Annotated in this window: 16 protein-coding genes; 9 read left to right on the top strand and 7 right to left on the bottom strand. The window is 59.4% G+C overall.

Annotated features, from left to right (window positions below):
• Positions 1-181: 181 nt before the first annotated feature.
• From BLR24_RS10285 to BLR24_RS10265, 5 genes are all read left to right on the top strand, one after another.
• On the top strand, positions 182-706 hold the full coding sequence (locus tag BLR24_RS10285; RefSeq protein WP_093016481.1) for a transposase: 525 nt from the start codon (positions 182-184) through the stop codon (positions 704-706).
• Positions 682-1,032: an IS66 family insertion sequence element accessory protein TnpB gene (gene tnpB / locus BLR24_RS10280; protein WP_093016479.1), complete on the top strand. Its 351-nt coding sequence runs from the start codon at positions 682-684 to the stop codon at positions 1,030-1,032. The genes BLR24_RS10285 and tnpB overlap by 25 nt, the downstream gene beginning before the upstream one ends.
• A gap of 35 nt (positions 1,033-1,067) precedes the next feature.
• A complete protein-coding gene (locus BLR24_RS10275; protein WP_175543242.1) occupies positions 1,068-2,627 on the top strand; it encodes an IS66 family transposase in 1,560 nt (519 codons plus the stop codon).
• Positions 2,628-2,935: 308 nt separating this feature from the next.
• On the top strand, positions 2,936-3,925 hold the full coding sequence (locus BLR24_RS10270) for a hypothetical protein (RefSeq protein ID WP_139188750.1): 990 nt from the start codon (positions 2,936-2,938) through the stop codon (positions 3,923-3,925).
• On the top strand, positions 3,915-4,652 hold the full coding sequence (locus BLR24_RS10265; RefSeq protein ID WP_093016472.1) for a hypothetical protein: 738 nt from the start codon (positions 3,915-3,917) through the stop codon (positions 4,650-4,652). Before BLR24_RS10270 ends, BLR24_RS10265 begins: the two co-directional genes overlap by 11 nt.
• Positions 4,653-4,981: 329 nt before the next feature.
• On the opposite strand, the gene BLR24_RS10260 is transcribed toward BLR24_RS10265, so the two are convergent.
• The 4 genes from BLR24_RS10260 to BLR24_RS30390 form a co-directional block, all read right to left on the bottom strand.
• Positions 4,982-8,209, bottom strand: coding sequence for a VPA1262 family protein (locus BLR24_RS10260; protein WP_093016470.1), 3,228 nt, complete (start codon positions 8,207-8,209; stop codon positions 4,982-4,984).
• Between the two features lie 143 nt (positions 8,210-8,352).
• Complete coding sequence (locus BLR24_RS10255) at positions 8,353-9,495, bottom strand: MFS transporter (protein ID WP_217636312.1); 1,143 nt, start codon at positions 9,493-9,495, stop codon at positions 8,353-8,355.
• A gap of 79 nt (positions 9,496-9,574) precedes the next feature.
• On the bottom strand, positions 9,575-10,435 hold the full coding sequence (locus BLR24_RS10250; RefSeq protein ID WP_254787234.1) for a TauD/TfdA dioxygenase family protein: 861 nt from the start codon (positions 10,433-10,435) through the stop codon (positions 9,575-9,577).
• A 60-nt stretch (positions 10,436-10,495) separates the two neighbouring features.
• Entirely contained in the window at positions 10,496-10,786 is a 291-nt protein-coding gene (locus BLR24_RS30390) for a hypothetical protein (protein ID WP_139188749.1), read from the bottom strand.
• A 271-nt stretch (positions 10,787-11,057) separates the two neighbouring features.
• Here BLR24_RS30390 and BLR24_RS10245 point away from each other — a divergent pair, with 271 nt between their 5' ends.
• The 3 genes from BLR24_RS10245 (at position 11,058) to BLR24_RS10235 (ending at position 14,609) form a co-directional block, all read left to right on the top strand.
• A complete protein-coding gene (locus tag BLR24_RS10245; RefSeq protein WP_254787233.1) occupies positions 11,058-12,005 on the top strand; it encodes a LysR substrate-binding domain-containing protein in 948 nt (315 codons plus the stop codon).
• Positions 12,006-12,204: 199 nt separating this feature from the next.
• Positions 12,205-13,710 (top strand): AAA family ATPase, encoded by a 1,506-nt coding sequence (locus tag BLR24_RS10240; RefSeq protein WP_093016464.1) that lies wholly within the window; start codon positions 12,205-12,207, stop codon positions 13,708-13,710.
• A gap of 98 nt (positions 13,711-13,808) precedes the next feature.
• Complete coding sequence (locus BLR24_RS10235) at positions 13,809-14,609, top strand: hypothetical protein (RefSeq protein WP_217636311.1); 801 nt, start codon at positions 13,809-13,811, stop codon at positions 14,607-14,609.
• A gap of 261 nt (positions 14,610-14,870) precedes the next feature.
• Here BLR24_RS10235 and BLR24_RS10230 read toward each other — a convergent pair whose 3' ends face one another.
• Positions 14,871-15,665: a hypothetical protein gene (locus tag BLR24_RS10230; RefSeq protein ID WP_093016460.1), complete on the bottom strand. Its 795-nt coding sequence runs from the start codon at positions 15,663-15,665 to the stop codon at positions 14,871-14,873.
• Positions 15,666-15,902: 237 nt separating this feature from the next.
• The gene (locus tag BLR24_RS10225) at positions 15,903-16,904 is read right to left on the bottom strand and encodes a hypothetical protein (protein ID WP_254787232.1); all 1,002 of its coding nucleotides are present in this window, start codon (positions 16,902-16,904) and stop codon (positions 15,903-15,905) included.
• Positions 16,905-17,567: 663 nt separating this feature from the next.
• Here BLR24_RS10225 and BLR24_RS10220 point away from each other — a divergent pair.
• Positions 17,568-19,046, top strand: a complete 1,479-nt coding sequence (locus BLR24_RS10220) for a SidA/IucD/PvdA family monooxygenase (RefSeq protein WP_093016458.1) — start codon at positions 17,568-17,570, stop codon at positions 19,044-19,046.
• Here BLR24_RS10220 and BLR24_RS10215 read toward each other — a convergent pair.
• Positions 19,033-19,995 (bottom strand): tripartite tricarboxylate transporter substrate binding protein, encoded by a 963-nt coding sequence (locus tag BLR24_RS10215; RefSeq protein WP_093016457.1) that lies wholly within the window; start codon positions 19,993-19,995, stop codon positions 19,033-19,035. The genes BLR24_RS10220 and BLR24_RS10215 overlap by 14 nt on opposite strands.
• Positions 19,996-20,105: the final 110 nt, after the last annotated feature.

Below are 20,105 nucleotides of genomic sequence, written 5' to 3'. Positions count from 1 at the left end.
TAAGCAGGTCAGAACTGATACGTTGGCCGGGCCTTCCATAAACCGCTACTCCATCTCATGACGGTCATCGCCCTTCTCAACGTAGAGAACGATCGTAAGCCGTCAATTAACCACGCCCTTGTTCAGGGAACGATGAGCTGTGAGGCTACGTGCCCATGTAGAGCAACATGGACACGTAGACATGACAGAGCAGTACGCAGAGTTGAGAGGCCGGTTGGTTGTGGGGCGCAAGAGTGACGGTCGCAGCGTCTACGACGAAGCCGCCAAGAGGGAATTGATCGTTGCCTGTCTCAAGCAGGGAGTGTCTGTGGCCCGCATGGCGATGGAGCACGGCGTCAATACGAACCTGCTGAGGACGTGGATCGCGGCTTACCAGCGGCGAAGCGCCCAGGTGCCAGCGGGTGATATCGCGCGAATGCAAGATGCGGCATTCGTTGCCGTGCGCGTAGAGGGTGAACAAGATCAGCTTCAGCGAGTGCCTCAGCGCGAGCGTGCGGCGGCTGTTCCCGCGGCCCACACACCTGCTACGGCCGTGGCGGTGATCCCGGATGAGAGTTCCTTGGCGGCACCGGCGCCGATGGTCGGTTTGCAGGTGCGGTTGCCCAACGGCGTGCAGCTCGATCTCGGCAAGACGAGCTTGCAGGAATTGCCGACGCTGGTGCAAATGTTGAGCCGACTGCCATGTTCCGCTTCGACGAAGGGCTGAAGGTCTACCTGCACCGCGAGCCCGTGGACTTCCGGCTGAGCATCAACGGCCTGGCCGTGCTGGTGGAGCAGGCCCTGGGCCTGGACCCGTTCGCCTCGTGCGCGTACGTGTTCAGCAACCGCCGGCGCGACCGGGTGAAGATCCTGGGCTGGGAGCGCAACGGCTTTTGGCTGTTGCTCAAGCGTCTGGAGAAGGACAGGTTCATCTGGCCCTCGGCCGAGGCGGTCCCCACGCTGACGGCCGAACAGCTGCACTGGTTGCTGGAGGGCATCGACATCGCGGTGGTGCAACGCCACTCCCGTCTGCGCTATTCCAGCGTGGCCTGAAGGAACAATGATGGCGCATACCGATCCAAGCTGGCGTGCCGTCGCCTGCCACCATCACCGCTGAAGAACTCGCTGGTCTCATCGCCGAGCGCGACGCGCTGGCCGGTGCGCTGCGGGTGGCGACCACCGAGCGGGACCTCGCCCTGGAGCGATTGAGGTCGTTGCAGCGCCAGCTGTTCGCTGCCAAGAGCGAAGCCCGCGGCACCGATCAGAAGGACCTGTTCCTCAACGAGGCCGAAGCCCTCGCTCCCACCGATCAGACGCCGCCGGCCGAGACCGACGAAGAGGAGTCGACACCGGTCGCCGGGCATCAGCGCAAGAAGCGCGGACGCAAGCCGCTGGACCCCGCGCTGCCGCGCGAGATCGTGCGCCACGAGCTGCCCGAGGCCGAGCGTGTGTGCGACCATGACGGGCACGCGCTGGTGGAGATCGGCGCCGAGGTCAGCGAGCAGATGGACGTCATCCCCGAGCAGGTGCATGTGCTGCAGCACCACCGCATCAAGTACGCCTGTCCCTGCTGCGATCAGAGCCTGAAGGTCGCACCGGCGCCGGCGCGCATCATCCCGCGCGGCCTGCTCACCGAGCAGGCCCAGGCCTGGGTCATCACCGGCAAGTACCAGTTCGGCATGCCGCTGTACCGCACGGCCGCGCTGCTGCGCCGCTTCGGCGGCGACATCGTGAGCAACACCCTGGCGGCCGGCGTCGTGCGCATCGGCCAGGCCGTGCAGCCCGTCATCAATCTGCTGCGCGATCACTTGCTGGACAGCGACTTGATCTACGGCGACGAGACGACGGTCCAGGTGCTGAAGGAGCCCGGACGCAAAGCACAGACGAAAAGCTTCATGTGGGCGCAGATGAATGGCACCGGTCCACCGGTGCGGCTGTTCGCCTATGCGCCGGGGCGCGGCGCCGTGCACGCCGAGAAGCTGTATGCCGGCATCCGCCCCGGCACCACGCTCATCACCGACGGCTACGAGGTCTACAACGGCATCGCGAAGACCGGTGGTCTCACGCATCTCGGATGCTGGGTTCACGCGCGCCGGCCGCTGATCAAGGCCGAGGAGTCCATCCCGAAGGCAGCGCGTTCGCCCGACCAGCTCGCGACCCGATTCGTACGGCTCATTGGCAAGCTGTACCGCGCGGAGGCATTGACCAAGGACTGGACGCCCGCGCGCCGGCTGAGACTGCGTTCGCGCTACAGCCGCGGCGTCGTGCGCGAGATCGAGCGGCTGCTGCTCACGCACCTGCATAGCGTTGCGCCGTCGAGCCTGCTGGGCGAGGCACTGCACTACCTGCACGGGCAGTGGCCCAAGCTTGTGCGATTCCTGGACAACGGCACCTGGCCACTGGACTCCAACCCGGTGGAGAACGCGATCCGGCCCTTCGTCGTTGGAAGACGGTCGTGGTTGTTCGCTGACACCGTGGGCGGCGCGAATGCCAGTGCCAATCTTTATTCGCTGATCGAGACGGCCAAGGCCAACAACATCGAGCCCTACCGATACCTTGTCGCGCTGTTCAAGAAGCTGCCTCTGGCGCAGACCGTCGACGACTACGAGGCGCTGCTGCCCTGGAACATCGAGCTCGTCGGCGCGTAGGCCGCCCTGCGCGCACCGGTTCCGACACCACGCGCAAGGGCGTGGTTTATTGAGCGCTTACGAACGATCCGCACATTGTTGCTGACACACTGTTGACAGTTGATGGATCAGATCCTAACGAACTGAGATCTGTGTGGCTACCGAGCGTGGGGCAGATCCCATCGGAACGTGGTAGCCCCGAGGAGCCGTGGTACATCGCCCGGCTTGGGCGCAAGACATTCTTCCTGCCGAACCATAGTGGTGTGATCGCATTCGCGGGGCACTGTGGCCCTGCCTTCAGGTTCTGGGCGGAGCTCTCTGCGCACATCATGAATCTCGGCGGCTATCAGCCGGACCTACAGGTCGACCGCAGGATGCTTGAGCAAACACTGAGGCGGGTCGAGAGTCACAAGCTTTTCCTCTTGGGATTGATCAGAGACAGGCAGGGAAAATGGGAGGTATTCACGCACAACCGGCACGCCGTCGTACCCACACAAAGCTTCGGCACGTGCTATCTTGCAGGCACCGGCACCTCACTGCTCGCAGTAAAAATCAATGAGCGCGATCGTCATGCGCAGGCTTCGAAGAAAGCCGCTTTCACTCAGAGGGTTAGCATCACGGAGAACCTGGCGGAAGGTCTTTCATCTGACATGTTGTACGCTGAAAGCGACCACCTGCACGGCCTAGATGGGATGGTGTCGACCTACTCATGCGGTGGCTTCTATGAATGGTATCGGCTTGTTCAAGAGGGCGTCCGAAAGATGCCTTCTCGGCTTGATATCCACGTCACGAAAACAGGTGACGACGTAGTCATCACGCGGCTCTATCTGATCGCGTCATTGCAGCGGCTGGAATCGAAGCTCGATCCGATTCCAACGCAGAAGTACGCCATTCAAATCCTGAGCGTCGTTTCAGAGCCAACGACGCCATCGCAACAAACTGATGGAAGTTGGTCGCTATCGACCGACAACGTGGACGCTGTGCTCATCGAGTCGACGTTTGAACTCTATGACACGCCGGAAAAGGGAGGGCGCATTTCAGGGCCGGTCCCGAAAGATTTTCTCGAAAAGTTCTTTATGGAGTCCGTGAGCATCAATAGGATCAGGATGATCTGCTCAAGTCACGGATCAGCAGCGTCGCGCTCTATCAGCCGGCTGGACGTCGAGTTGGATGTCCTCGCAACCGCCTCATTCGAGGGTGGCTTGCTCAATCTCAGCTTGAGCGAGGCTGTCGCAACGACAGCGGCAGGGATGCTGCAGCGCTTGCAGGAGCAATCGATGCCTCGACAAACGCGGCAACCACCATCCTGTGGCCAGTAGGCTCAACTTCGACTGCGTATTCGAGGTCTCCCGTAGCAGTGGTCCCCTTCTCGACGGCGGCACGACCGGCTACAGTAAGTCCCGGACGGACATAGAGGGCAGCGACTTGCACGCCGACGAATTTCTTATAAAGACCAGGGATCCACATGCGTGGAGAACACACGCGCGCGCCCTCAGGCGCTCAGCGGACGCGCTGTGGAATGAGTTCAGTCTGGATCTGACGGGAATGACCATGGAGGATGGCGACTCTCGGAGAAGAACTCCAGACCTCGACCGGGCGATGGAATCGCTCGAAACAACCAAGCTCCTCTACGGCCTCGCGCTCGAGACAGCACTCAAGGCTTGGATTGTGGAGCACCATCCGGAAAAGATTGAGTTCCGCGTTTCTGTTGACGGAGGCGGCGCGGCAACCAGCGCTGAACTGAGGACCTTGGGGGTGCCAACTTCTAGTGGACACAACATTCTCGCGCTCGCGGAGGCCGTGGGATTGTTTAGGGGCGAATTCTCGGACGTTCTGAAGTTTGACAGTGACCGATCTGCTATGCGAAACATTTGCCGCGATCTATCAGAGGTCGTCCTTTGGCGGGGGCGTTACCCCATACCACTCGCATCTGGAGAGCGGCAGAAGCTGGACTCAGGTGTGGACCGGCGCGCGACCGCACACTACATTCGAGACTGGCTCGACCCCGTGCTCGATCGGTTGCTAATCACTGACCTAGCAATGTGATACAACCCAACGAGCTGGTCTAGCTCGACGCCTCAAAGCGGACTTTTCCCCCGACTATCCTAAGGCCAAGACGTGACTGATACGCGCCTCAAACCCGATATTCGAGGTTCTCGGGACGCGTGGGGTCAACCGATGAGAAAAAGTGTTCTCGTGACCGCGTTATCGCGAGCGGATCCAATGGCCATTAACAGCGTGCTGTCTGCCCCGCATATGTGCAAAAGCTGGCCTACGTAAACGCCTGCTTATCGTGGGTTGGCATCTAGGGGGCTGAGCGCAGCGCTGCAGCGGCTGTTGCGTGCGCTCCGCTCCTCAAGAAAAAAGCAATGCGACTATGCGGTGATGTTGCGGTAGGCGTTCAGTTCTTGGCTAACAAGACCAGCCTTGTCTTGTTCAGCGCGTCGGGATGCGAGATCGTCTGCCCTTGACTGGAGCTCATGAAACTTTGTCTCCATCTGGTGTGGGCGGGTCAAGTTCTTGAGGATTCTCGCAACTAGGGCGCCGGCCCACGCGGCGATATCGAGTTCATTGTCAGTTTCCGTCCAATCAGCATGTGCGGCGAGGGGTGCCTGGATAACTCTGGCGCTTGCCGTCAGATCATTGCGCAGTGCATCGGCGACCCACTTCAATGTCTGAGAGTCAGAAAGTGTCGCCAGGACGGCAACCTCGTCGGTAAACGTTCCTTGCGTTGCACGCCTGAATCTAACTCGCTCCGTGTCGCGGGACTTGCTCCAAAGGAGCTTGAGTTCGTCCATCCAAATCCGTGTGAGAGGCTCGAGCGGTAGGCGTCCACTTTCGACCAAAGGAGCGATGATCTCATCCAGGAACCAGGGCGACGATGAATGGAGACGCCGGTCTTTGCTTTGAACTGAACTGATCAAGGCGCCGAGTTCCTCGTCAGTGACCTTGGGGGAAACGAGTTCCAGTAGCTCGGTGATTAGCACTCCCCGCAAAAAATCTTTTGGGTTGGCTCGTTCGATGAGCCAAACCAGCAGCCGGATGCGAAGTGCGCCGGTGAGGTTCGGAATTCGGCCGAACTCGGCGAGCTCCTTCGGATCAGTATTCAGCTGTTCTTCGAAGAGGTGAAAGCCGATCCAGCGAAGAAAATCATTGCCGCTAGTGAGCAGCGCCTGCAACTGAACGCGCGAGAAGCCCCGTGCAGTTTCGAAGGTGATTACCCGAATGGCGCACCTTAGTGAAAGCTGGCGCCGTTTGGTGCTGGGCAGCGTTGGATCGGCCTCCTCTTCGATCCATCGGACCAAGTTCGCCGGGTCGAGTACCCATAGTGTTCTGATCGCGTAGTAGTCGCCCCAGAAGACTTCGGTGACGTCTGGTGGAAACATCCGCTGCGGATCGCCTTGGTCGTCGAGGAGATCGATCAGAGAGGCGTCGAGCGTCGCCGTCATGTTGACGAGGCCGCCTTTGGGTTCCGGGGGGTCGATTGCATCGGCTCGAGCAATATCGAGATAGGACCGCAGTGCCAAGCTTAGAGGGCTGCCGGGGTTGGAATCTGCCTCCCTTATGCCCTCCGGGGCAGATGTGCTTGCGAGAACAAGACTTATTGCGTCCCACGCCGAGTTGAACTCCGGCAAGGGAAGTCCTTGGCTCCAGATCGAGGCTGGCATATCCTCGAAGACGATCCCTTTCAATCCACGGTCGTCGGCAAGGCCGTGGGCAATCAGTGCGGTAGCTAAGGGCCTTCCGGAGAGCCCCGCGAAACTCTTGTCGTTCACCCACCATCCCAGAACCTCACCTGCTCTGGCATGTGCATAGACATCGTCCCTCGTGAAACGAGGCTTGCTTTCAGGCGCATGTGCTTCGGAGTCGAATAGGACTGAGGGACCGCCCTGGGGGCTGGCGGCTAGTCGTCCCAAAATCGACCGGGCGTAGTCGACAACTGGACGTAGTACGTCGATTGGGATAGAAGTTACGAGCAAGGGGTGGTTCTTGTTGGCAGCTTGTATTGAGTTCGACAGGTGAAATCCGATAATTGGCTCGCCTTGGCCGTTCTGGATGGTGATCATCCGATCGTGGATCTCGCCAAAGGGCAAGGCGACCACGCGTAGTCGAACCGAGCCATACTTTTGCGACCACGATTTACAGGCGGCCAAGAGGTTGTCGATTCGGCTAGGCTTTCTGTCGAGGAAGTCGCCGGGCAACTTCGGTTCCGGCAAACACGTAATCACCACGTAGTCGCCTTCATTCGCTCCGTACTGGTTCAGGAATTCGATGCCAATGTCTTCCATGAAGGGGTCGAACCAGATGACCTGGGCATTGCGGTGCTCTGCCAATAGTTTTTTCAACCATTCGGCGAGTTCGAGCCTGCCGGTGTTGTCCCCCTCGGAGTAGCGGAGGAAAAATCGGGCGTCTGATGCTGGAGGCACCAGGCTTTTCATGATAGAGGTGACCTGCCGATTTAGGGGCACCCACGCGTCGAACCGCCTGCGCCCCATTGTTGAGGATGTCACCGAGGATTGCCGAGTGATTTGCTGCACGTTTGCAACGCGCTCCTCATGCACGGGACGAAGAGCCACCGTCAGCCAGTCATTTTTTACCCGCGTATTGGCGCCGACGGCATGTATGCTGAACCCTGCTTCTCTGACGAGATGTGTGCCCCAGCGCAAACGAGGTACCCAACGTCCAGTAGCATCTTGCGCATCGATTTCGAGACGGTACGCGTCTACTATTTCTAGGTGGGCTGGCTGCAAAGCGAAGCCGATTGTCAATGGCGTGCTGTGCGCGCCCGCGATATGACGTTCGTGAACCTCGAGGTCGCAGTTGTCATTCAAGACCGTCAGCCTCACTCTGATGTCGCCTGCCAAGTCAATTGAATTGTGCAAGATCAACTTGAGGTCCGCCGGCTTGCCTTCGATGTCGAACGTGGGGCGGCCAAGGTCGTCGAGAGTCGGGAAGACCAGGAGCTCGATATCGCCAAGGCGCCATGCGTCAAGCTCGTGGAACTCCATACCGGTGTCGGCGTTCAGTGCCCCGACGGCGAGGCGAGCCAGCTCGGGGTTTAATCTTCTACCGACGGCAAACGATCTCAACTTGGACTCGCTCGCGATGGCAGCACTGTCGGCGCTCGCCCCAACCACTGGGCTATGCCGCGAAGTAGCCCACCGGTAGTATTGCCGGCTGGGGAGATGCATCACTGGGCGGAAAGCCAGTGGGCCTGAAAGCAAGAGATCCCCGACCCTTTTTTGTAGGGGCGAGCTTATATTGAGATCCGCGGCGGCCGTTGCTGTCTGCAAGTCGCTTCCGCCCACCAAGTGGCGCAGGAATGTCGCGACCGAGCTGGCCGCGCAGTACAGGTTGAGTCGCAGTACCTGTGCCTTCAGTCCTGCGGTCACCTGCCGAAATGCATCCTCTCTGGGTGCGTTCCAGCTGTTGTTGCTGTAGTCAAAAGGCAAGACCCGGCCATACAGCAATCGGGTTTCCTGAAAAGAGTCTGCCTGCAGCTGCAAGAGCCACAGCTGTATGGCGACATGCCTGTCGTGATCTCCGACGATCCGATCGAGACGCGGGTCAGAAACGATCAATTCAAATGAGCTGGGATTCATATTCTCGATGATTGCGCGGTTAGTTGGATATCGAATACTGGCTAGTGATCATCAAGACTTGGCGTTACGTATGCCCGTGTGAAAGGCGTGCAGTCCCGTCAGTGCGCGCTGAGCGTGTGCTGAGGTGCAGAGCTGGTGAGGAATCACATGCTAGGTGTAGTTTGCTTGTTCGGCAGAGCCAAGGCCAGCAGGGCGAAGAGCGGAACGAAAGCAAGGAACAACGGTTGAGGCGCGATCCAGTGTTCCATCAGGCCACCCAGCAGGCCCCCGAAGACACCTCCACTGGGGCCCGCAAGCGCGTTGACCGACGCCGCTTGGCTGAAGCCGATCGTCTCGCCCAATACGGCGAACTCCGTGAGGTTGATGATCTGCAGTAAGCCGAGACCACACCCCAGCAACGAGGCGTACAAATACATCGCGGCCGTCGCACTTGATGTCGCAAGCCCGATCAGGGCGCCCACCACCATCAATCCGCCAAAAGTCCGGCTGCCGCGGGGGCGAAGGATTGCGATTTTTCCGGCCATCACCAACGTGAAGACGAATGCCAAGCCCTGTGCCGCGACCAAGAAACCCGCCGTACGCGCGGGCAGATGCAGGTAGCGCAGGGCGATGATTACGATGTAAAAGGCGAAGTAGGCGTTCAGCGACTGAATCGAAAATTCTCTGATCGCAACCTGTTTTGCCAGCGTCGACTTGAACAGCTGCGGCAACGAACTTCGCTTGCTAATCTGTTGGGGGTTGCGCTTCGTCGTCCTGTTGCGACCGATGCCCAGCAGAAACACCAGAATGTTCAGGCCAAAGATCGCAGCGGCTCCCCAGAAGGCAAGTACTGGCCCATACATCGGGAACAGTGTGGTTGCCAGCACGGCGCCCAAAAACGTCATGCCGATGACATGGGCCGCCCGAAACCATCCGGCGCGCTGTTTGCCAAGTTCCTGGAGCCGACTGAGGAAGATGGTGTTGATCGACACGAACCGAGGTGGCATGGCCAGGCTTGCGGCCGCGGTGAACAGCAGCAGGGCCGGGAAGGTCGGTACCAGCGGAGTCAGCAAACAGATGCCCATGCCCCATGCCGATCCCACGATGAAAACGGCGCGTGCACCGTGAGCATCAACCCACCGCCCGGCTGAAGTGGCCAGTATCAGCATCCCAATGCTCTGGGACACGGCCACCGCGGCGAGCATCCAGCCCTGCGCGTCCATTTTGACGGCGTAGAGCGTCGTGATTACGCGGGAGTAGCCGATGCTCAGGCCCATCAACAAGGACAGGCCGACGAGTCCGTGCAAGAAGCCACGTGTGGTCGATACGCTCGACGTATTGCTTCCAGCGGCATGACTGGTCATGGCAGCCCGCGGCGGCTACTCGTCATTGCTCGTGCACTCGACTCGGAGAGCCGTCTATCGACACTGGCACATCGCCCACGATCGTGACGCGTCGCATCACACGGGTCCTGTCGCCATAGTCATTAATCGCGTAGTGCTGCGTCGAACGGTTGTCCCACATGGCCACGTCGCCCGGTGCCCAACGCCACCGGATGGTGTTTTCCAGACGGGTGATGTGCGCCTGGAAGATCTCGTACAGACGGTCTGACTCGAAGGTGTTGCAGTTCACGAAGCGCTGCGTGTAGTGGCCCAGGAGCAGGCTCCTCTCGCCCGTGTCGGGATGCACGCGCACGACGGGGTGCTCGGTCTTGATGACCTGCGCGGCATACTGCCGACGGTACTTCTTGGATGTCTCGTCATGCAGCAGTTCGACGCGACTCGCGGCGTAGTCGAAGTCATTACCGTGGACCGCCCAGAGCTTTTCGGCCAACGCCTTGAGGTTGCTGGGCAACCGGTCGTATGCGGCGACCGTGTTCGCCCACACCGTGTCGCCTCCAAGGTCAGGGAGCGTGACAGCGCGAAGAATGGAGAGCTTGGGCGGGCGCAGATCGAAGGTGACGTCGGTATGCCACGAGTTGGCGCGCCCGCCTCTGTGAGAGTGGAGTTCGAGGATTGTTGGCTCTTCCTGAGCCGCGACCGTGGGATGGCTGACGATCTCGCCAAAGTTGCGGGCGAAATCCCTCTGCGACTGGTCAGTTATCTGGTGCTGGTTTCTGAAAAACACCACCCGGTGCTTTAAAAGCATCTGATAGATGAAGTCAACTTCGCCTTGCGGCATATGACTGTGAATGAACACGCCACGTAATTCGGCTCCCAGTCCGCCAGAAAGTGGAAGAGTCTGCATAGACTCCTCTTTTCGAACAGTCGTTGTGTCTGACATTTCTTAATCCCCCTTGCTATCGGTTTATTTGAAATGAGCCAGTCCATTGAGGGCTACATCACACCTTGCTTTAATTGAGAATATGGCTTGGGTGTCTGTTGCTCTTGGATTTTTCTTGCGGACAAAGGAAACGGCCGCGTTCATCGCTGCCTGATAACGCGTCAGGAAGGTCTCGCTTTCGTTCTCCGGGAGGGAGGCCATGTACGCGCAGAACTCTTTATCGGCAACGAACTTGTCTACGGGTGACTGAGACGCAGACATAGCGTTCGCCATCCAAAGGGCACTGACAAGCAGGACTGCAGATTTTCTGATCATTTATTGATGGCGGTAAGGGTGTTGATGTGTCTTTTCTCGAAAGCATCGTATTTGTGAGCGACGGGAAGCAGCAAACAATTAATATTTATGGAGCGCATAACGGTTCGTGATGTTTTCGAGAATCCAGCCAGCTCCTTTTTTATGTCGAAGGCCGCTATGGCCGCGTGCGAGCGTCGAAATCGCAGTTTCATTGACACAACCGAGCGTGCGTCATTGCTGGCGCTTTCGCGTAAACTGATCTCGTGGGGAGTAGCCGCAGGGACAAAAGAGAATGAATTCAGACGCCCAATTGCAACCGCCGTTGCGCCCGAAGGAGCACGGCCAGGCTGCGGATCGCAAGGACATGCTTCGAGGCCGTCTGCTGGCTCCTGAACTGCTGCGGGCGTTTGTTGCGGTGGTCGAATGCAACGGCTACACGCCCGCGGCGCAATACCTGCATCGCACCCAGGCTGCGATCAGCCAGCAGATCGCGCGCCTTGAAGATTGCACCGGGATCGATCTGTTCGAAAAACCGACGAGGCAGCTGAGATTGACGGAGCAGGGCAGAGTGCTGCTCGACTACGCCCGGCGATTGCTGGCCCTAAACAACGAGGCGATGGACAAGTTGCGGCCTGGCATTGTTAGTGGCTCGGTGCGCATGGGAGCGACGAATCTCTATGCCACCACTGTGCTGCCGTCTCTGCTGGCCGAGTTCTCTGAGCTCTATCCGGCCATTCACATCGACTTGCAAGTGGGCGTGGCCGAAGAGATGCAACGAAAGCTCGGACCGGCGTTCGATCTCACGATCAACGCCTTTCAGGGCGGCGAAGGCAACGGTCTCCTTCTGCGCAAAGATCCGGTGGTGTGGGCAGTTTCGAAGAGAGCTTCGCCTCAGCACAAGCGGCCCGTCCCCCTCGCGCTGCTCCCACAAGGATCGCTCCTCAGGCGATGGGGGGAAGAGGCGCTGACGGCTGTCGGTCAGCCCTGGGTGGTGGTGCAGGAGAGCTCCAGCGTAGAGGTGTTGAAGGCGTCAGTTCTGGCGGGATTGGCGGTGGGGGTTTTTCAAGAAGCGACGATTCGCCCTGTAGCAGACATGCGGGTGTTGACGCCCGAGGAAGGCTTCCCGAAGTTGCCATCTTCCGAAATGTGGTTGGAGCGGGCGAACCGAGAACTGCCGAGAGCGGCCAAGTGCCTGTACGAGTTCCTGCTGGAGCAACTGCCTCCTTGGGTCGCTGAATGACCGTTCGATCTGCCGACACGGCTCACGACCTACGCTACTTAAGATCCGGGGCCGAACGCCAAGTATCTGCAATTGGACGGTTTCGCCCACAACTGCTGCGGGTTGATCCGGATCGGGCTTTCGCAAGTACCAGACCTGACTGGCACCGCGCGGTCACTAACCCTAATCGAAGTCAGTTAGCGCACTAGGACCCCCGTTCATGGACGTTTATATTCGCGACCGGCACGCGTCGGTCACCCTTCCGGAAAAATCCTATCCGTGTGTCGTGCTTGAGCGAGACAACTGGAACGACTACGCGTACTACACGCTGTTTAAGGCACAGCTGCGATTAGCGCCTGGGTTTGGACTGGGCAGTGTCAAGAATCTCGGTGACGTGAAGATCATGAAGCCGAACCAAGCAGAGGGCGTAGACAACAGGCCCTTTCAGAAACTGGGCAGCGGAGACAGGATCCCAACACGATTGCTGAGAGACGTCTGCTCGCTGGGCTCCGGCTCCGATTACTACGACAAGCTCATGCAAGTGGAAATGGACCTCGCGCAAGCCCTGCTGAGCACACTCCGCGACTGTTCGTATCTACCGGCCGTAAGGCAGCGGTTTCAATCCGACCAATGCTTCAAGATCTCGTTGCTACGCGATTCGGAAGCCCGTGTTTTGCTGGACACGGCCGGTGCCCGCTTTGGCGGGGGCTCCACTCTCATTAGCAGCTTTTCGGCGGCAATTAAGCTCGAGGGTGCCAGCGCAGCCCACGAGTTTGCATTCGACTTCGAATCCCTCGACGGGGTTCCGCGGCGAATGCATTCGATCGTTGGGCTAAACGGTGTCGGCAAGACCCAAGTCATGGCTCGTCTAGCTATCCTGCTGAGTCGCTTTTCGAAGCAAGCGATTAAGGAAAAGCGTTCGGCTCTACAGTCGGATGACTCCATCTCGCCGGTGCCATCTATCTACTCGGTTGTTGCCGTTTCGTTTAGTGCGTTCGACGAGTTCGAGCGGCCCACGCAGCTGCAGGGTGAAGAATTTCAGTACAGCTACTGCGGGTTGCAGCACCCGCAGGGGCGGCTAAAAACGAAGGACGACCTGCTAAAGGAGATTCGGGCCGTTTTGGTCCGCGACATGACGCAAGACAAGCGTGATCTTTTAAAACGAGTACTGCAGAATTTGGTACGGGTTGATGATCTCGAATCTTTTGTCGAGGAGCCCGAGAACAATAAGAAAATGTACCAACGGTTAAGTGCTGGGCAGCGGCTTGCGATCAACTGCATCATCCACATTATTTCGAGGATCCGGCCGCGTACGTTGATCCTCTTTGACGAGCCAGAGCTCCACCTCCATCCGCAGTTGCTTACAGGGCTTCTGCAGGCGCTCAACGAAGTGCTTGAGCATCAAGACTCCTTCTCGATTGTCGCCACGCACTCTCCGCTGGTGATCCAACAGTTGCCGAAGGAATGCGTGCACGTGATCCGCCGTGACCGAATGACGCCGATGGTCGTTAAGCCGACGTTTCAGACTTTCGGGGAAAGCGTGTCGGAGATAACACGATTCGTGTTTGCGTCGCCCGATACAGATAGGGACTATCGAGCTGTGCTCGAGCGAATGCTTGACGACGATGGTGGCGACGTAGAAGCCGTGCGACAGCGGTTTGGCGGGCAACTCAGCCTGAACGCCGACATGTATCTCGAGTCATTGCGTACTGCAAAGGACGCTTGACGATGCGGAATCAAAAGGCTGCCGATCTAGATGTCCGAGAGTATCTTCCGACCATCATAAAGTCGAAACGCAGGGCAACGAGAGCGACCCTAACCAACTTGCAAGACCAGGTTTTTGAGCTGTGCGACGGGTACGACGAAGCCATAGACGCGATGGTACCTCCTGAAAAACAAGCTTGGAAAGATGAGGAGAGCGCCGCTCTCGAGTCGTGCTATGGCGTAGGAACCATTCCGCTTTCGAAGCACAAGGACAATATTCTGTCCGCGCTCAAAGTTCAATCGGAAGTCAACCTTCAGCGGTGCGCGTACTGCATGCTCAGTGACCCCAGGACATGGGATCACTACCTGCCAAAGGAGTCATTTCCCGAGTATGCGGTCTACCATTCGAATCTGCTGTACATCTGCTTCGGCTGCAATCATCGCAAGTCCAAGCATTTTCACGAAGCGCATCTGCTTTATTGCCACCCCTACTTTTCCGTCGATGCAGGCACAGCCCTTCTTCATTGCGAGGTAACGGTGGCGGGTGGTGCGCTCGCGATCAAATACTACTGCGCAGGTACGGGCGCGCTGCAGGCGGCGGGCGAGGTCGCGCAGCGGCACCTAGAGGGTCTCGGTTTAATCAATCGCTTTGCGGCAGAGGCTTCAAGCATGGTTAGCGGCTTGATCGGCGAGCTGAGGCAGTACTTTCCTCAGGGAGTGCCTGTTGCTTCACTCAATGGGGTGGTACAGCGGCGTTACGCTGAGGCGCAGCAACGTCTGGGGATCAATGCGTGGGATAGCCGACTTTGGCATGGCGTGGCCCATTGCACAGACTTTCTGGGCTATGCAAATGAGAAGATACAAACTGAGGGCGCACCCAGTGCCAACGGTTTCGATGTGCCCGCTCCGCCCGCCGCTTAGGTGGTCATCGGGCTCAGAAAGTTTCGCGATGAACGTAGAAGGACGCCTTGCTTTATAGATTGAACTTTCGTGGGATCGAATGGCACGGCTTTCGCTCAAGATTGCGGACTTCACGGTCTGGTTGCGGGTTCCAGAGGAGGATGAACGCGAAGGCAATGATCTTGGGGACCAACACCAGCAGAACCACCGCTAGCAGGTTAGTACGGGCTAGCGGCACCAACCACCGTAACTGGGCCTAGAGAAAAGCCTAGCGCGGGCTGCTCAAGATTGGGTTTCTGGTTCACCCGCGTCACCGTCACTTGTGATATCGAAGCTAGCAAAGATACACGCATCCAAGATGCATGGGTAAATAGCCAACGATTCCGCAATTTGCTGCAAGCCGTCCTGCACGAAGACGTACACCGCCTCATCGCCAAGTGCGGCACCGGAGGGCAAAAAAGTGGTGCCGAACTCCTTCATTTTCTTCAGAACGCGACTATCGATAGGTACCTCATGCCGGGACAGGCCTAGCCACTGCACGAAATTGCGGGCCTGCTTTGGTCCAAGGCCGGGATACCTTTTCCTTGACTTGGACGTCCCCGGAACTTCATGTTTCTTCAGTAAGTAGTCGACGACGGCGCGTTCAGCCCTCCAATCTGTGCGCTTCGAGATGGTTTCCAACTGGCAGAGTAATTTCTGCCATTCGCCTGCCTCCAAGTGGCTCATGATCTCTACAAGATTTTCGGCGATTGTTGTGCTGCGACGCAGTTTTGCGCGCTCAAGTTCTTTCACCAGAAGGGCGTAGAGGTCGCGCGTACGCCTACATCTCTCGACATTTAGCGCCGGGCTGCTCGACTTCAAAAAGTTATCGACACTCGTTCCTTGACCTGACTTCTGCTGGGTGGTGACCTGACATCCAATAAGAGCCGTCCAGATCCACTGCTCGGTGAGCGCCGGGCATTGACGCTTGACATTCCAGAGATACCGCCGGCGAGGCAAGGCTTTATGGCGGTTGTCTTCTACCAACTGTCGCCATTTCGCCAGCGAAGCCTTGTCGATCTTCCAATGTGCATGCACGTCTTAATCCTCCGCCTTTGTACTGTCGTCCTTGAAACTCGAGCGACGCGGATAGCGCGCCGCTAGCCGGCCCCGGTACTGTCTGTAAGAGTGTCCGGCTCTGCTAACCAGGCTTCTTTGGGATAGCTCCGAGATCGGCTCGGCTAGCAGGTCGAGCGCGTGAACCGCGGGTGATTTCGCCGAAAACCTGAGGGAATAGTTGAGGTTGGAGCGAGTCAGGCCTGCTAACAGGAGTCTTTAGCCGAGGATTCTGGCGTCTGTCTCCGAGAGACGGTAGCGAATCAGTTCGATGCCGTTGCGTTGGAGTGCTGCCGCGAGGTCTGCTTTCAGCGCATCGTCCGCTGGAAGCACCATGATTCGCCGGCAGCTTTCACTAGGAGAATGAACGGTCAACTGACCGATTGCCATGTACACGTCACCACGCGACGAACTCGTCTTGACTTCGTAGACTTCAATCAGGCCACCAGCCTTTTTAAGGCCCAGGTCAATCAGCACGTTTTTGACTAGCTTTTCGCCTGGAACGAGGCCACTAGCAGTGCGCCATGCAGATAGCGCATTTACTACCTCACCGTGGCGCGATACGTAGTCGATGTCCCGCGCCTTGATTTTCCCTTTGCGCCTGCCGCTTGACTCCTCGTAGTAGGCCTTGAGAAGCCTCTCGCGTTCTTTGGTCTCCGGCGTGATGGTTTCCCCATCACGAACGGCCTGCTTGAAGTCAATGATGCTTTGCACATAGTCGATGGCGGAGCGCGTTGCGCCTTTGCCTTCGATGGGCATTACTACAATTCCGTTGCGCTGATCTCCGTTTGCATCTTGCACAATCGCAGGCGTAAGGGCGCTCCATGCGAGGAACGCGTCTTTGCTCACGCCCTTCGCGCCGCCTCCCACACGTCCAGTATGGAACAGATAGACGCGACCGGTTTGGTTGTGACGAGCGAAGAAGCCCGCGAGCATGTCGTTACGGCCCGCATATGGAACGTTGACTTCAACGGCGATCTGAACGCCTGGACCATCGCCGTGCTTTCCGAACCAATTCAGGCGCTTTGGGTTGTCGCCTTCCTTGTGGTCCGCGGAGTAGAACCAATAGCCGCTCTGCACATTTAGCGTTTGATGCTTGCGACGTCCGCCCTGCCAGCCGATGTCCTTGACAACGCGCGTCTTGAAGTTCTGCCGAATGGTCGCCTCAAGCGCATCTTGCGCTTTGGCAATTTCTCCCCTTGATTCGATCAGCGTGTACATGCCGCTCCTCTTTGCTGCTGGTGGCACCTAGGGTAACTGTGTTTGGCAAAAAATTACCGACGCGGAAAGCTAGACAAGTCTTCCACGCATAGGCCTCCCTTTACCGCCGCCTCGATAGTGTTCACGTGTCCGCCGAGAAATAAGTGGAGTAGTGAACACGATGCTCCTAGCCAGAGCGGCAGGAATCAAGACGGGTTGGCCGGACGCTTACGTTTCAACTGCCGATAAGGGGGTATTTACGTGCCTGTGGTTATCGTCGGTTGGGCCGCGGCACTGAACCCTGGCATTGTTCCAAGCTGGCTTCTCGTTGGCGCGCAACCGTTTCACCGTTCTTCACAGCCCTAAGCGCAGGTAACACCGCGCGCCGTGCGCTGCAGTGTCGCGGGACCTTCGATGAGAGATAGTGCAAGGTCGGCCCAACTGGTCTCAATCTTCAGCGGCATGCTCGCGAAGGCGGTTCGTTGGAGCAACGCAAAAAAGTGGTTCTGCATATGCGGATTCCGTGCTTTGTTTCTCGCACCCCGGGCCAAAGAATGTTGGCGCACTCCCTTATTCGCTTCTCACGCTGCTGAGGAAAAGGCACGGGAGCGACCGCGGGGGAAGTGCCAACTTGCCTGCTCCCCCCGAAAGCGGTCCACGCAAAATCCAACGAAAACGCAATCCATGAACTCTCCTTTATCGACAACTCCCGATCACGCGGCGCAGGAAGCATTGCGACTCCTTGGTCCTGCGCCCGCCAGCTGGGTGCCAGCGCATACCGGAATCGATCACAACGTGGTCATCGTCGGCGGCGGCCAGACGGGCAGCGCCTTTGCCTTCGCGCTGCAGCGTGCGGGCGTTGGCGGCGTCAGCGTCATCGATGCTGCAGCCGATGCGTCTCAAGCCGGCGTGTGGCTTTCGCGCGCACGCATGCACAAGCTGCGCACGCTCAAAAACCTTGTCGGGCCCGAGGGGCCGGTGATGGCGCTGGGCTTTCAAGCCTGGTACGAGTCGCAGCACGGGCAAGCGGCCTACGCTGCCATCGACCGTATTCCGCGCACGGCCTGGGCCGAATATCTGGAGTGGTTCCGCGGCATCACAGGCACCGCCGTGCGCTACGGCACTCGGCTGATCCGCTTCGAGCCGGTGGAGCACGGGGCGGTCCCGCACTTCCGGCTGCATCTGGAAGTGAACGGTGAGCCGTGCATCGAGACCACGCGCAAGCTGATCTTCGCCAATGGCGTGGCCGGCAGCGGCGCACCGTTCATACCCGACCTGCTTGCAGCGGCAGTGAGCCAAGGGCTCGCAGCTCACACCGGCCACGCAATCGACTTCAAGGCGCTCTCGGGCAAGGCGGTGGCCGTGATCGGCGCGGCCGCCTCGGCCTTTGATGCCGCGGCAGTGGCGCTCGAAAACGGTGCCGCCGCCGTGCACCTGTTCGCTCGCCGCGACCGGCTCGCGGCTACGCCGGTGACACGCGTGCGCGGCTACCCGGGCTTCTATGACAACTACCTTGCGCTACCTGATGCCATCCGCTGGCACCATGCGGCACGTTACCGCCGTCTCGGCACCACGCCGCCGCAAGACTCGGTGGAGCGTGTGCTGAAGTTTCCGAACTTCCATCTGCATCTGGGCGCGCCTTGGCAGGGCGCAGAGGTGCGCGAGGGCAAGGTGGTCGCCTCGGTGCACAAAGAGACGTTCCACTTCGACTTTGTGATCGCGGGCACCGGCTACACCCACGAACTCTCGCAGCGGCCCGAACTCGCCAGCATTGCCGATCTGGTCCTGCGATGGCGCGACCGCTTCGAGCCGCCTGCTCATGAGCGCGACGATGAACTCGGCGCCGCGCCTTATCTGGGTGCAGGACTCGAGTACCTGGAAAAGACGCCAGGCACCGCGCCCTGGCTGCGCGACATTCACACGTACAACCCAGGCGGATTCGCCAGCACCGGACTGCCGCTGGGCGACGTGCCCAGCATCCGCGGCTACGTGCCCGCAGTGGTACGCCGCATCAGCGAAGACCTGCTGCTGGCCGATCTCGCACTGCACGAGGAGCGCACGCGCGCGGATGTACTGCCAGACTTCGACGAGTCGCTCTACGCCGGAGCCATCTGGCAGGCCGGCGCGCAGCAGCCGCATGCCGGTCCGGTCAGCGCAGCGTGATGCCCGCGGTCTGGATGGTCTTGGCGTAGCGCACGCGATCGGCCGCGAGCGTGCGCGCCATGTCGGACGGCGTGCCGCCTGCCACCTTGAAGCCCATGTCCTCCAGCTTCGCCCGGGTTTCCGGCGCGGAGATCACCGCCTGGATGTCACGGTTGATCTTTGCCACCACTGCGGTGGGCGTTCTGGCGGGTGCGAAGTAACCCTGCCAGCTTTCCACGGCAAATCCGGGCAGTCCGGCTTCACCCATGGTCGGCACGTCGGGCAGGGCGCTCGAGCGGTAGGCGGTGGTCACGGCCAGCGCGCGCAGCTTGCCGGCGCGCACGTAGTCGGTCACTGCTGCCAGGGTGATCAGCGTGGCGTCGACATGGCCGGCCAGCACGTCGAGGGTGGCCGGGCCGCCACCCGAGTAGGGGATGTAGTTCACCTGTGCACCGGTGTCCTGCGCAATCATTTCGTGAGCCACGTGGGCGATGCCCCCATTGCCGGGCAGACCGAGGCTGATCGACTGCGGTTGCGCCTTCGCGCGCGCCAGGTAGCCGCGGAAGTCGTTGATGCCCGTCTTCGGGTTCACCACGAGGATCTGCGGATTTACCACCGCCTTGATCACCGGCGCGAAAGCCTTCTGTCCGTCGTAGGGCAGCCGGTCGAAAAGGATGGCGTTGAGCGTCAGGCCTTCGCCCTGCTGAAGCAGCATATGGCCGTCTGCCGTGGCCTTGGCCACACGGGCGGCGCCAATGGTGCCGCTGGCACCGGCCACGTTCTCGACCACCACGTTCTGACCCCAGCGCTCGGTCAGGCGTTCGGCGATGAGGCGCGTGAGCTTGTCGGCACTGCCGCCCGCGGCAACGGGAACCACGATGTGCACCGGCTTCGAAGGGAAGCCGGCCGCTTCGTCGGCAGCGGCGGCAAGCGGGTGAAGCGCTGCACATGCCAGTGCGCTCAGCAGCATGGCGCGGCGCAGGAGGTGGGGTAGGAGAAATGTTTGCATCAGGCGATGCAATCTAGAGTCTAGAGTCGCGCGAGCTTCCGGCCAACGAAGCAAACCGGATATGCGTAGAA

The organism is Variovorax sp. OV700 (assembly GCF_900099805.1).
Lineage (GTDB): Bacteria > Pseudomonadota > Gammaproteobacteria > Burkholderiales > Burkholderiaceae_C > Variovorax.
This window is presented reverse-complemented; position numbering and strand designations above follow the sequence as displayed.